At 61.2% G+C, this 13,652-nt stretch carries 8 protein-coding genes; 2 read left to right on the top strand and 6 right to left on the bottom strand.

Annotated elements, in window-relative coordinates; genetic code table 11:
* Positions 1-198: 198 nt before the first annotated feature.
* The 5 genes from NW841_RS07800 to NW841_RS07780 all read right to left on the bottom strand — a co-directional run bounded on the left by NW841_RS07800 (position 199) and on the right by NW841_RS07780 (position 9,828).
* Positions 199-3,003 (bottom strand): BPTD_3080 family restriction endonuclease, encoded by a 2,805-nt coding sequence (locus tag NW841_RS07800; RefSeq protein ID WP_414386016.1) that lies wholly within the window; start codon positions 3,001-3,003, stop codon positions 199-201.
* Positions 2,984-3,388 (bottom strand): HEPN domain-containing protein, encoded by a 405-nt coding sequence (locus tag NW841_RS07795; RefSeq protein WP_414386015.1) that lies wholly within the window; start codon positions 3,386-3,388, stop codon positions 2,984-2,986. The genes NW841_RS07800 and NW841_RS07795 overlap by 20 nt, the downstream gene beginning before the upstream one ends.
* Positions 3,372-3,692, bottom strand: a complete 321-nt coding sequence (locus NW841_RS07790; protein WP_414363840.1) for a nucleotidyltransferase domain-containing protein — start codon at positions 3,690-3,692, stop codon at positions 3,372-3,374. Before NW841_RS07790 ends, NW841_RS07795 begins: the two co-directional genes overlap by 17 nt.
* On the bottom strand, positions 3,689-7,465 hold the full coding sequence (locus NW841_RS07785) for a DUF559 domain-containing protein (RefSeq protein ID WP_414386014.1): 3,777 nt from the start codon (positions 7,463-7,465) through the stop codon (positions 3,689-3,691). The genes NW841_RS07790 and NW841_RS07785 overlap by 4 nt, the downstream gene beginning before the upstream one ends.
* 107 nt (positions 7,466-7,572) lie before the next feature.
* Positions 7,573-9,828, bottom strand: coding sequence for a ComEC/Rec2 family competence protein (locus NW841_RS07780; RefSeq protein WP_414386013.1), 2,256 nt, complete (start codon positions 9,826-9,828; stop codon positions 7,573-7,575).
* A gap of 301 nt (positions 9,829-10,129) precedes the next feature.
* On the opposite strand from NW841_RS07780, the gene NW841_RS07775 reads away from it, so the two are divergent.
* Positions 10,130-10,330, top strand: a complete 201-nt coding sequence (locus NW841_RS07775; protein WP_414330572.1) for a hypothetical protein — start codon at positions 10,130-10,132, stop codon at positions 10,328-10,330.
* 76 nt (positions 10,331-10,406) lie between these two features.
* Positions 10,407-11,249, top strand: a complete 843-nt coding sequence (locus NW841_RS07770) for a prepilin peptidase (RefSeq protein WP_414386012.1) — start codon at positions 10,407-10,409, stop codon at positions 11,247-11,249.
* A gap of 63 nt (positions 11,250-11,312) precedes the next feature.
* Here NW841_RS07770 and NW841_RS07765 read toward each other — a convergent pair.
* A partial coding sequence (locus NW841_RS07765) for a magnesium chelatase subunit H (RefSeq protein WP_414386011.1) occupies positions 11,313-13,652 on the bottom strand: 2,340 nt, incomplete at its 5' end.

Genomic DNA, 13,652 nt, shown 5'->3' with positions numbered 1-13,652 from the left:
GCCTGAAAGTCCAGTGCGATCTTTGCCTTGGACATGGGTCACCTGCTGCAAAACGGCTTTGAGACTACTCTTAGCCTAGTGGGAAGCCGAACGCGAAAGCTGCAATCTTATAGTCATTTCAAATTCGGAGATGTCTCCACAGCGCTCCGCGCCGCTGACGCCCTCACCCCCAGCCCCTCTCCCTCTGGGAGAGGGAAGTCAGAGAATGTCCCGTATCTCGCCAGGGTGACGTGCCACCTTCCACCGCCAGCGACCGAACGCGCCATGGGCATTGACGGCCTGCGTCCACTCGTCCAGATAGCGCTGCTTCACCCGGTCTAGTTCGGTGTTTTGTCCCTTCGTTTCCAAAATGAGCATGTCGCCGTTGGATAGCCGCACAAGAAAATCTGGCCGATACTTGCGTACTACGCCACCATACACATACAGGACTTCGAAGCCCAGGTGATCGTTCTTTGCCCAGGCGCTCACGTCGTCGCTGTTGTCGAGGACGTAGGCATCTGATGCTTCCCAGGTGCTGTCGTAGACGCAGACGTTGATGTGCGACTTGCGTGTGCGTTCACAAGGTTTGCTCGTGTACCAGGTGCGCATTTGACCTGTCGAGCCGATGGGATGATCGCGGTCGAAGACTGGAGTAAGCCGCTCGGTGTTCTCCTGCCGCACCGCCTCGCAGACATGTTGCACAACTCGTGACATGTTGAGGGTGATGATCAGGCGGCGGCGCAGTTCATCCTGATAAAAGAGAGGTGGGGAGATCAAGATGCGGTCAGAACGAATGAACTGCTCGACAATCCGCACCAACTGCGCCAGCAAGATTTCGCGACTGCCTTTCCAGCTTGGCTTCATCTGATCGAACACATCCCGGGCAGTTGCGAAGATAATGCGCTGGGTGCGAAATTCCCGCGCCAACCGCTCTAGCTCAATGCGGCTGATCTGGGTCACGTCTGGCTTGCCTTCAAGAACTGGTGCCAGTTCTGCCACCTGCGGTGTCTGGGCAGCGTTTAGTTCTAGTGGCTGCACCTTTGACCAATCGAGAGTCAACGTTGGTTGAAGTACGCGCTCGATGCGCACCACATTTGGCCAGCGGATCTCAAACTCTGCTTTGGTCGGATCCGGCTCCACCGCGGTCTTGGGTGTTGGTGGTGGCGGCGGGCCATCTCCGCTATCCTCGTGCGGCAAGAAAGTGAAAGGCACACCGAAGATATTGACGTATTCGGGCTCGAGCAGCCCCGTTTGTGGGTTGACCTCGTAGGATGTGCGGCGCAAGCCTCGGCCCACAACCTGCTCGCACAGAAGTTGCGAAGTGAAGGCCCGTAGCCCCATGATGTGCGTCACGGTTTTGGCATCCCAGCCCTCGCTCAGCATCCCGACGGAAATGACATTCTGGATTTTCTCGCCGGGCTGCCCTACCTTACCCACCGTATCTACGATCTTTCGCAAACGTTCTGCCTGCTCTGCTTTGGTCAACTGACGTTCGACTGGTGCGTCTTCCTCTTCTCCATCCTCAGCCTCGTCTGAGGCTTCCACCACTGCAGTGGGCTCTTCCTTTGCCTCAGCCTCTTCTAACACCTTCGAGTCGATGTGCAGGATCCCTTCTGGGTTGCAGAGCTCGTCGATGGGAATGCGCCGTGAGTCGAAGGCGTGTTTCACCCGCGCCGCCGTCTCGGTTCGGTTACAGACGGTGATCATCACGGGCGGCGTGGGCAGGCCAGCCGCTTTCCAGGCCTTCCACGTCTCACGCCAGTCGTAGCCCAGCAAGTAGTAGGCGTTCAGCACCAGGTCGGGCAGCGGCTCCTCTGGCTTGGCCTGGCGGTTCAGGTCGTCTTTGACCTCCGGATCGTTGTAGATGTGGTAAAGCCGCGACTTGTAGGTCTTGGCATCCGGCACGGCGTCGTCACGCACCACCACGCGCGGAGTCTTCACCAGCCCCGATTCGATGGCGTCGTTCAGCCCAAAGTCGCTGACGATCCAGCCGAAGAGCGCCTCCTCGCTGCTCTTCTTTCCCGACGGCGCAAAGGGGGTGGCAGAAAAGTCGTAGCAGGTCAGGATGCCGCGCGAGCGATGCAGACGATCCAGTCCGCCTACCCAAACTGTGGCTTCTGCGGCGCTGTCTTTTAAGCCATGCTGGCGCAGATACTTACCTTCCGCCTCCCAGTTGACGCGCCAGGCGTGGTGGGCCTCGTCGTTGATCACCAGCAGGTTGCGGGCATTCGCCATCTCACCCAGCACCTCGCGGGTGTAGGCTTCGTCACTCTTTGCGCCGCGCTTGTCTACGCTTTTGCGCTTCTTGATCTGTTCCTCGCTCTCCCAGGCTAGGGCGTGCCAGTTGCGAATCAGCACTTTGCCCTGCCGCAGTTTGTCCAGCAGGGCAGAGGGCACAATGTCGAAGGCCTCGTAGTAGTTGCCTGCGCCCGCCGGTTCTAGAACAGCCAGCCGTTTCTTGACCGTCAGCCCAGGCGCAACGACCAGCACGTTCTTCGAGAAACGTGCGTCCTGTGGGTTCGCCACCTTGTTGAGGATGTGCCAGGCAATCACCATCGCCATGACGATGGTCTTGCCCGTACCAGTTGCCATCTTGCAGCACCGCCGATCAAAGTCCCCACCGTCGCCAGGGATCTCAATGCCCACCCGCTCGGCAGGCGGCGCCTCGGTTAGCCAAATGAGCGTCTCCACAGCCTCCAACTGGCAAAAGAAAAAGCGACGTCTGTCGAACTCCTCAGGGTCACGCCAGTGATCCAAGAGCCGCTTGGTGATACTGGTCACACCCGGGTAGCCTGCCTCACGCCAAGCCTTCACGCGCGGGCGGATCTGGTTGACCAGCGGAATCTCCACAAAGATCCCGGGATCGTCGAAAGACTTTGATCCGGGCGTTGCCACTACGTACCCTGCCGGGCGGCGGCCTCCGACCAGTTCAAATAGCCTTGTCTCGCGGTTGTATCGCCAGTGTTGCCGCGGCTCCTCGTAGGGCGAGTTGATGATCAGGCGGTCAATGGTAGTCCGAGCCATTGCTTTTCTCCCGTTCCGTTGCTGCACTGACTTCTTCCGCTGCCCAACGGCGAATCGCTGTGAGCAGACTTGCCACCTCTTGTTGGGGAATAGGGGCAAATTCTGTGTCGTCGTAGCGAAAGGCAACAGCAAAAGGGTTGAGTTGGCGGAGTTGATCTTCCTCAACCGGCAACAAGATGCCCCGGTCACCAAGCAGACGCGCCAGCTTGACCAGGTCATGGGTGCGTGTAAATTCGATCTGTTGGGCAAACAAGACCGCTTGCTGGGCATGGAAATAGAGGATAGAAGGGTGAACCTCCGGATCTTTTTTCAACACTTCAAATGCCTTGAGGTCGCGATCGGCCAAGCGCAGGGATCGCCAGGCCTCTTCAAGATGGGGCTTCATAGAGGGCTCTTCCCTCCTTGCGCGCCCAGTACAGTACGGTGCCCGGAACCTGACTGCGCCGTTGGTATTCGGCCTCCGAATAAACCAGCAGATCAAGCCCTGGGCCAATCGAGCCCACAGCTTTGTGCAAGCGGATCATTTCGCTATACGGGTCGGACACTTCTGGTTCAATCACAATAAGATCCAGGTCAGAGCCAGCGTCGGCGTCGCCGCGGCCATAGGAGCCAAACAAAAGTACGCGGCTGGGCTGTGCCACTGCCACGATCCGTTGAACAATTTCTTGCAGAGCTTGCTCGTCAATCATGTCTCCACCCTTATGACCTTCAGGCTCTCGATGCCCCGGTCATCCACGATCTTGACGGCAATGCGCTTGTGCTCGCCCGGTGCAAAGGGCAACGAGACTGTACCGCGGTACGCCTCAATCAGCTCCTCGTCGATTTCAGCTTTAAGGTTGCGCGCCAGCTTCGCCCAGCCATCCTTCTCGCCCGCCATTGGGAAAAAGACCTGCCGGGGATAGAGGCTGCGTCCGTCGTAGTCGGTATCGAGCAGCCAAAGAGCGATCTTGTCTGCGCTACCCGATTCAATCTGCCCGGTCTTGGTGTTGTAATAATCAAAACCGTGCACCACGACGCGCAACTTGCCTTCGTCAGTACCCGAGGTGATGCGCTGCACTTCCACATCAGGTTGCCCAATCAACCAAAACGATTCGTTACTCGCGCGCTTTTTCTTGAGGTCGTCGGTCAAGAGGTCGGCGTTCATTTGGACTTTGAGGAACTGCATGCCGGCCAGCTCGGGCTTCATCTCGTCAATATCCTTGGCCGCTTCGGGATCGAACTGGAAAGCGGCAAAGATCAGCAGCTTGGGTTTGGGAACAAGCATCCGTGCTTCTTCCCAGGCGTGCTCGACCTGCCGCTGCTCAAGTGGGCCATATTCCGGGCCAAAGGAGACGACCACGCGCATCGGGTCATAGGCTGGAGCCGACTCGCGCACAGTATTTGCCCCTTCGTCGCTTGGCCGCGTTTCCCCCTCGGCATGCAGCCAGCGACAGCCAGGAAGCGGCTCTAGGCGGGCAAAGCGGATGTATTGCCCGTTCTTGCCGCGAATACCGGTGCGTAGCAGCTCGTCGCGCCATTCGGCCTGGCGCAGGGTCTCGCCGGAGCGGGCAATGGACATGTCGGCAGGTTGCGGCTTTTCCTCCAAAATCTCATCCACCGACTTGACCACAGGCGCCGGCACGGCCTCGACGGTGAACGGGCCGGTGACGCGCACCTTTTTGCGGTCCACAAAGGGCTGGTCGTAAAGCGTCTCCTGCGGCGCGTGGCGGGCAATGGCGGCGTCGATCTCCTTTTGGAGCGTGCGACGCGCCTGATGAAAACGCTCGAAGGGATCGCGCGCTTTTTCCGGCCAGTCGGCGGGAAACTCAAAGGGCACTTCCCACTCCACCAGTTCGTTGACCTTGACCACCTGGCCGGCGGGCATGGTGAAGGTTGCCGTGTCGGGCGCGGCAAAGTCCACGAAGTGGCCAGACCGGCCGCCCTGGGTAACCTTAAATTGGACAGGATGACCCTTCAATGCCGCGTTGAGCTCAGCCAGCGCCTTTTCCACCGCCGGATGCAGGCGGGCATAGATGCCGTCAATCTCCGGGTTGTTGGCGATCGATTTGAGTGTTACATGCGGCACGGTCTTGTACTTGAAGCCGCTGCCCACACCCTCTTCGGGACGCGCCAGCTCGTAGTAGTCAAAGACGGCGGTCATCAAGCGCTGGCGGGCGATTGTGATCGCGACGCGCGAGGTGTCGCAGGTGATCCAGCGCCGCCCCCACTGCTCGGCGACGTAGGCGGTGGTGCCGCTGCCGCAATTGTGCACGACGCACAGCTCCGTGATGAAAGAATGCGCGTCTTCTACTTCCAGGTCATACAACTCCTCTTCGGTTTCTTGTGTGTGGAGTTCAGCGATGCGCACGGCGACCCGCTGCGGACCAAAGAAGACCCAATCACCCACAGCCAGGTTCTGCGCTTCCACCCACTCGGCCTTTTCGACGCTGAGCTGAAGGTGGCAGGCGTGTCGAATGGTTTCGTAAACGCCCTCCAGATTGGACAGCACCTCCCTGGCCGGGATGCGCAGTACCTCCAGGCCCAGCCCGCGGAGATAGGCATCGCGGGCCTGATCGTGAGCCAGCGCCTCTTCGCTGCTGTGGGCCAGCGCGCCGTCCACCTCGACGACAAGTTGGGCGTCGCGGCTGTAAAAGTCCGCTATGTACCGACCGATGGGATGCTGGCGTCGGAAGGTAAAACCGGTTTGGTTCTTGCGCAGCACCGCCCACAGATTACGCTCCGGCGGGGTCATTTCACGCCGCAGCGTCCTGCTTCGCCCTCGCAACCCCTGGGGAATGCCCAACCAGTCGTTGTGCCCTCCCAGTGAGCGCGGGCGGCGTTTGGCGAGCACCTTGTGGTCGGCAGAGAGCCAAAGCGTCGCGTCGGTTTTTTCGTGGCGGATGCCGATCATCTTGCCGCGGTATGGCCGGCGGATCACGCGCACGACGCGATGCGGTTGCCCGTCATGCCCCAGAACCCAGTCGCCGGGTTGGATGGATTCGATGGGGCGCAGGGTAGCTCCTTCCCAGCTAGCCCCTCCCCGGCCCTCCCCGTAAACGGGGAGGGGGCGTCCCCCCGCGTGCGGGCCGCCTCCCCCGTCCTTCACACACCACACCCGCGTCCCCTTCCGCACACACGTCGGGTCGAACACCAGATCGCCCGGGGCGGTGGTCATCAGGAGGCAGCGGGCGATGACAAGGGTGTTCGTTTGAACAACGTAAATTTTGCTTTCACCTTTTAGGAAACCACCCATTGCCGTATCGTCCCAGGAGTTTGGGATTGCGCGTACCGGGTAATCGCCCAAAAAGCGACGATAGAAGATGTTCTGGCCCTTGATCTGTAGTCGTCTGCAAGTGGCGAGATTACGCATCCCCAATTCAGATGTGGACCAGTGCCGGCCTTGGCTGGGCACAAAAAACTGTCCGAGATATTCGAACGGAAAAGCCCCCTTTTCGCTGTAGCCTTGCGATGTAAGATTATCCAGAGCATATTTCTTGCCCCTTAGCTTATCCTCCGGCGTCCAACGCTCCACGTCAGCCAACTGGCGGCAAACACCGCCGGACTCTATCCAGTCGTAGTTGCTTTCCGTTTCGGAGGGCCGGGCCACGAATAGTTGGCGGTATTTTGTCCTCGCCCTGTCCCTCGCATACCAAATGACATAGTCAGATATGTTGTCCAACAGCCCTCCACCCCTTGCAGCCGTCGTCCGAAACGCGATTTGACTCACAAAGTTTGCTGCCCCAAACACCTCATCCATCAAACATCGCACCCGGTGCACGTTCTCATCGCTGATCTGCACAAAGATGCTGCCGCTTTCGGTGAGCAGTTCCCGCGCCAAGAGCAGGCGGTCGCGTAGGTAGGTGAGATATGAGTGAATGCCCAGCTCCCAGGTGTCGCGGAAGGCGCGGATCTGCTCCGGCTCAGCGGTCAGGTCCTCGTCCTTGCCGTCCTTGACGTCGCGCTTGTTCACAAAGGGCTGGAAGTTGGAGCCGTACTTGATGCCGTAGGGCGGGTCGATGTAGATCATCTGCACCTTGCCGGCCATCCCCTCCTTTTCCAGCAGTGAGTTCATCACGAGCAGGCTATCGCCGGCAATCAGGCGGTTGGTCCACCCGTGCTTGTGCTGGTAGAACTCGATGGCCTGGCGCAACGGTTCCTTACGTTCTTCTTCGAATAGCCCCAGTTGCACGGGTTCGGCTTGGCCGTTCTTCTTCCGTACCGCTTCAATGATGGTGCGCGGATCGATGCGCTCGTGGACGTGCAGGGAGACAGTCGGCACCTCGAACGAGGTATGCTCGGCCTTGCCCGCCCAGACGAGTTGCGGGTCAAGGTGGGGGTCGTAGGCGTAGCGCTTTTTCTTTTGGCCTGCGTCGGGGTCGTTCTCGGGCGTTACCAGCCCTACGGGTGGGTTGTTGACGCGCTCTTTGTCGCGGTGCTCGTAGGACTCGATCGCGCGTTTGGTATCGGTTTTCTTTCCTGCCATCCAGTCCTGCCTATGGGTTTCGTCGTGGGCCTATTGGGAAGGCTAGCTTGAGACTAACTTTTGATCCAACACCGAGCTGTCGCGTCAGCTTTTCTCTCCCAAGCCACCTATCCGTCCAGTTGCGCCCTCAGGGTTTGCACGCCCTGCCGCGACCAGCTCACTGCTCCAACACGCTCGGCAATGTAGAGGGGCCGCTGCTTTTGCCGAAACCAAGTAGCTACTGCCTCGCCAACAGGGCCGGAGCTGATGCCTGCCTGCACCTGAAAGCGCTCCAGCAAGTCCAAGATTACGGATCCCCCATCCCACCACAGCCAGTCGATCTGGGCCGGCAGCAGGGGGGATCCGGTTAGCTCAGCCTGGACGTTGGTGCCGGCGGATCCCAAGAGCAGCCAACGGGATCCCTCCGCCTCCAGGGTCAACACCAGAGGGTTGGTGTGGACAGCCTGCAGCTTCAGCCGCTCCGAAAAAGGGATCCAATCCGCAGGCCGCAAGACTTGATAGGGGATCCCGGCTGCTTGCACGGCGCTGAGGGAGCGCAGGTAGCTGTCCGAGGCGGCATTGACGCCGCCCCCATCCCAGAACTGCCCGATGGAGAAAGCCGAAAGCAGGATCTCCCAACCGCCATTGGCCGAGCCGGCAGAGGTCATGGCCACCGCCCCCTCCAGACGGCGCAGGCCCTGCTGCCGCAAAAAGGGCAGCACCGTGCGCTCGGCCAAGCGGGGATCGCCACTGTTCAGTAAGAGATGGCGTCCTTCGGCTTGGATGGCCAGGATGGGGATACGGCCACTGGCCAAAGCCGTGATCTGAACTGGCGGCCCCGGCCACAGCCTCGGCCCCAGCAGGATGGCAGCCATAACCAGAGCAGTACCCTGCCAGCGGAAAGCCCGCCGCCAGCGGGGCCAAAAGGTCAGGGCCACCAGCGCCCCGTAGAGGAGCAGGCACTGCAGCAACGAGACCCTGCCGGTGTAGTAGGAGCTTAGGGGCCAGCTGGCCATCCAGCTCACCCAGTTAATCAAAGGCGTGAGCAAAAACGTCAAGGGCCGGGCCAGCAGGGATCCCAGCCCCGGCCAGATCAAGGCCACCAGGGCCGCCCCAAACCCTGCCACCAGCAGCGGCACTACTAGAAGCAATAGCAGCGGGTTGGCCAGCAGCGAGTAGGTGGGGATGCGGCCAAAGATAACCACCTGTAGCGGCAGGGTCCAGATCTGGGCGGCCAGCGGAACGGCCAGAGCGGTAGCCACCGCCGGCGGCAAAAAGTCCAGCCGGGATACGATCGGCGCCGTCCCCACCAGCAGCCCCAAGGTGGCAGCAAAGCTAAGCTGAAACCCCAAGTCCGTAATCCACAGGGGCTGGTAGATCAAGAGCAAAACTGCCGCCACCAGCAGCGTCCCCAGGGGGTCAAGCCTAACTTTTCCTTCCAGTCTGGGCTCCGTCAGTACCAGCATGGCCGCCACCCCCATCACCGCCGCCCGCAACACCGAAGGCGTAAACCCCGTCAAGGTGAGGTAAATCCCCAAGACCGCCAGGAGGATCCCTTGCTGCAGGCGCACCGGCAGCCGCCGCGTTAGGACAAACACCACCCCCACCACCAGGGACACGTGAAACCCAGAGGCCGCCAGGACGTGGGCCAGGCCAACTTCCCGAAAGGCATCCTGCAAATCAAAATCCAATTGCGCAGCGCGGGATCCCAGCACCAAGGAAGCCAAGAGGTTCCCCTGCCGCTCCCCCAGCCCAGCAATGAACGCCTCCCGTACCCGCCACCGCAACACCCAACCTCCCCAGCCCCTCCCGCCCGGTTGGGGAATCACCTCGCGAGCGCTGAACCCCGCAAAAGCTCCCTGGCGCTGCAGATAGACCTGAAAATCAAAGCTGCCTGGGTTCAGGGCTGGACTGGGGAGGTAGAGGGATCCCGTCAGGCGCACCCGCTGGTTGGGATGGAGATCCTGGCTTGGGAGAGCTTCAGGGCTGGCAGTGACGTAGAGCTTGCCGCTCACCTGGCGAGCGGTGGAGTCGGCCTCCAACACCTGCTCCGCCTCAAGCCAAAACTGCCGCCGCTCGCTGCGGGTGGGACGGGGCTCCGCAAGAACGGTGCCCACCAGGCTCATCTGCCGCTGCGGCGCCAGCAGGCTAATATCCGTCGGGCCGGGAACCGGCTGCCGCCAGCCCAGGTAGGCCCAGGCCAGGCAGCCCACCAGACCCATCGCCAGCCAGGTGCGGGCCAAACGCGGTCGTCGCCGCCACCCCAGGGATCCCGCCAATCCCAACGCCAGCGGGATCCCCCACCCCCAGCCCCCTACCGCCGGCCAGGCCCGCAGCAACAGGCCCAGGATCCAGCCCAGCCCCAGCAGATAGGTTCTCTCCATCTCCTCGCAGCGCGTTTGCCCCCACTGTACTGTCGCCCTCAGGCGGGATCCATGGCCTTGTCTTAACCTTGACCGCTTGCCGACCCAGCAAGAGCCCGCAAACTCCCTCTTGCAAGGTTAAACTGAGACGTAATGACCCACTGGCTGTTGACGGCGATATTCTAGGGTTTAAGCTGCCAAGAGGTGAGGCGCATCAGCTCGCTACCAAGTACAGGAGCGGGCATCCTCCCTTTTCAATCCCAGAGAATCTTGGCAGGGTCGTTAGGGTGATAGTGGGCTTCGCAAGGTGGGGAAACCGCACATGGACAGCGCTTTGCTGCAAGCAGCTCGTCAGATCTATCAATTCCATCTGCAGCATCGACCGGAGGTGCTGGAGCAGCCGCCGCGGGGCGTGGTCATCCATCGCCGTACCCTGAGAGGGGATCTGATCTTTTCTGAGTTTCCCATTCTGCTGCCTCAAGAAACCTTCATCCCCTTGCAGCAGTTGGAACCGCTCCGATGAGGCCCTTCTGCCCAAGCCGAGCCTAAGCGCCTACGATAGCAGAGCAAGCCTCTTGTTCTCCCTCTGGACGGCTGCGATGGTGAACTTCCTTGCCAGCACCTGGGAGCTGCGCCTGTTGGGCTGGGTGCTGGTGTTGGTGCTGGGAGCCTGTGTGGGCAGCTTTCTCAACGTGGTAGTCTATCGCCTGCCGCGGGGCCTCTCTCTGCTCTATCCTGGATCCCATTGTCCCTACTGCAAGACGCCCCTGGGCCCCACGGAGAACATCCCCATTCTGGGCTGGTTCCTGCTGCGGGGCCGCTGCCGCCACTGCGGTGCGCGGATTAGCTGGCGCTACCCTGCCGTTGAGGCCTTGACCCTGGGGCTGTTCGGCCTCAGCATCGCCATCTTGGGATTTTCCCCCCGCGGGATCCTCACCTGTGTCTTGTTGGGCTGGCTGCTGGCCCTGGCGCTGGTTGATCTGGATACGTTTTTGCTGCCGGAGGAGCTCACCCGCTCCGGCTTGGTGGCGGGGCTGGTGGCCCGCTTGGCGCTGCCCTGGCTGGAAGGGTCGGGATCCCTGGCGGCCATGGGCCTGTCGCTGGTGGCCGGGATCGCGGGGGCCGTGTTGGGCATTTGGTTGCTGGAGGGCATTGGCTTTGTTGCCCGCTGGGTTTTGCAGCGAGAGGCCATGGGCGGAGGAGATGGCAAGCTGCTGGCTCTAATCGGCATGTGGCTGGGCTGGCAAGGGGTGGTGGTGGCCCTCATCTTGGGCTCTGGGTTGGGTTTGCTGGGCAGCCTGCTGGCCATGGCCAAAGGAAAGGCCCGCCTGGGCAAACCCATCCCCTTCGGCCCCTACTTGGCTCTGGGCGGTGCCGTGGCCGCTCTGGCGGGATCCCCCCTGATGGAAGCCTACCTGCACTGGTCGGGGTTGCTGGGGTAGAACTCCCTCACCCCTCTTCCAGTGGCAACGGCGCCAACGATCGGCAGGGATCCCCTTTGGCCCCTATTCCACCCCCTCGATCCGGTCTTCCACTTCTTGGTACAGCTCCTGCAGGCGCTCGATATTGGCCTGAGAAGTCTGCCAGTAGCCACGCCCGTGCACCTCCAGCAGGGTGCCGACGATACGCCGGAAGGAGTGGGGGTTGAGGTTCATCAGCCGCTGCCGCATCGCCTCGTCCTTGATGAAGGTCTCGTTGGTTTCCTCGTAGATCCAGTTGTCCACTGCGCCCGCCGTGGCCGACCAGCCGGAGGTGTTCACCAGCCGCTTGGCGATCTCCCGCACCCCTTCGTAGCCGTGCTTGAGCATGCCCTCGTACCACTTGGGGTTGAGCAGCTTGGTGCGAGCATCAAGGCGGATCGTCTCACTCAGGGTGCGGATCTGGGCGTTGGGCGTGGTGGTATCCGCCATGTAGGCCGAGGGGGCCTTGCCGTCCGGGCGCAGGCTCTGCACCAGCTTAGTGGGATCCGCGTCGAAGTAGTGGCTGACATCCGTCAGGCTAATCTCCGACGAATCCAGGTTTTGGAAGGTCACGTCCACCGTCTTTAGGCTGGCCTCAAAAAGCTGCCGCATCTGTTGGTTGGGCAGATTGGAGCCAAAGGCAAAGGACTTGCGGGATAGATACATCTCCCGCAGCTCGCTCTCGTCTTCCCAGGAGCTGTTTTCCACCGCCAGGCTAATGTTGGCCGAGTAGGAGCCGGAGGCGTTGGAAAAGACCCGCGTTGCCGCCTGCTCCAGCGTCAGCCCCAACTCCTTGGCCTGCTGGAGGGCGTGCTTGCGCACAAAGTTCAGCTCCAGCGGCTCATCGGCCAGGGCCGCCAGCTTCACCGCCCGGTCGAGGAGAGCCATTTGGTTGACAAAGAGATCCCGGAACACGCCGGAGCAGTTCACCACCACGTCGATGCGGGGCCGCCCCAGCTCCTCCAAGGGGATGAGCTCCACCTTGTTCACCCGCCCCAGAGCATCCGGCTTGGGACGCACTCCCAGAAGGCAGAGCACCTGGGCCAGCGATTCCCCATAAGTCTTGATGTTGTCCGTGCCCCAGAGCATCACCGAGATGGTTTCCGGGTACCTGCCGCCGTTGGCGCTCAACTCGCGGGCTAGCAGCCGCTCCACCACGATCTCCGCTGACTTAATGGCCGCTGCGGTGGGGATGGACTGGGGATCTAGAGCATGGATGTTGCGCCCCGTCGGCAACACATTGGGGTTGCGGATGGGATCCCCGCCGGGCCCCGGCAGGATGTACTCCCCTTCCAAGGCCCGCAGCAGCGATCCCAGCTCGTAGTCAGCCGTAATTTGCTTAAGGCACTCTTCCAAAAACTCAAACAGAGGCTTGAGGAGCTCTGCATCCACCTGGGGATAGCCCGCCTCCTTCAGGGCCACCAGCCAGGGCGCCTGCCGTCCCATGTTGAAGAAGTTGAGCTTGGCCACCCTGGAGACCCGCCCCTGGGCGTCGGTTTGCTCCTGCACCAGGGCCGCCACTGCCTTGTGGCAGGCCTTGTTGATGCGATCCAGCAGCTCCGTATCCGCCAGGTGCCCCCGATCCCGGTTGCGGTAGATCTCGTCGATATCCCGGCCCAGGCTCTGGGCAATAATGCGAGGCAGGCCGAGGATCCCTTCTTCTGGGCGGTCAATGCTGGCGATGCTGACCAGCGTGGCAATGGCCTCCTCTGCCGTGGGGGGCGCCCCGATCACATGCAGCCCACAGGGCAATAGCCGCGACTCAATCTCCATCAGCTTGGCGTAGAGCTGGCCCACCACTGTGTCCCGTTCTTCCAGAGTCAGCTGGGCAGCATCCCCCTCTGGCAGCTCCACATCCTTGTCCAGGTTGACCAGGCGCGCCTTGTCACAGATGGCGTTGACAATGGCAATGCCCCGTGCCCCCTCCCGCAGGGTTTGGTAAGAGCCAATCAGCTCCCGCAGCTCCTGCAGACCCTTGTAGAGGCCGGCATTCTCTGCCGGCGGTGTTAGGTAGCTGATGGTGCAAGCGTAGCCGCGCCGCTTGGCAATGGTGGCCTCGCTGGGATTGTTGGCGGCGTAGTAGTACAGGTTGGGCAGGGATCCAATCAAATTATCCGGGTAGCACTCGCCCGACATGCCAATTTGCTTACCGGGCATGAACTCCAAAGAGCCATGGGTGCCAAAGTGCACCACCACATCGGCTCCCCACACTTTCTCCAAATAGGTGTAGTAGGCGGCAAAACCGTGGTGGGGGCTGGCCGATCTAGAAAAAAGCAGCCGCATAGGATCCCCTTCGTAGCCAAACGTGGGCTGCACCCCGATGAACACGTTGCCAAAGTGCTTGCCGTAAATCAGCAGATTTTGCCCATCAGTGTTCAGGTGCCC

It is taken from the genome of Synechococcus sp. H60.3 (assembly GCF_047462295.1).
In the GTDB taxonomy this organism is placed as follows: Bacteria; Cyanobacteriota; Cyanobacteriia; order Thermostichales; family Thermostichaceae; genus Thermostichus.
The sequence above is the reverse complement of the archived record's forward strand: the minus strand, read 5'-3'. Positions and strand labels throughout refer to the sequence as shown.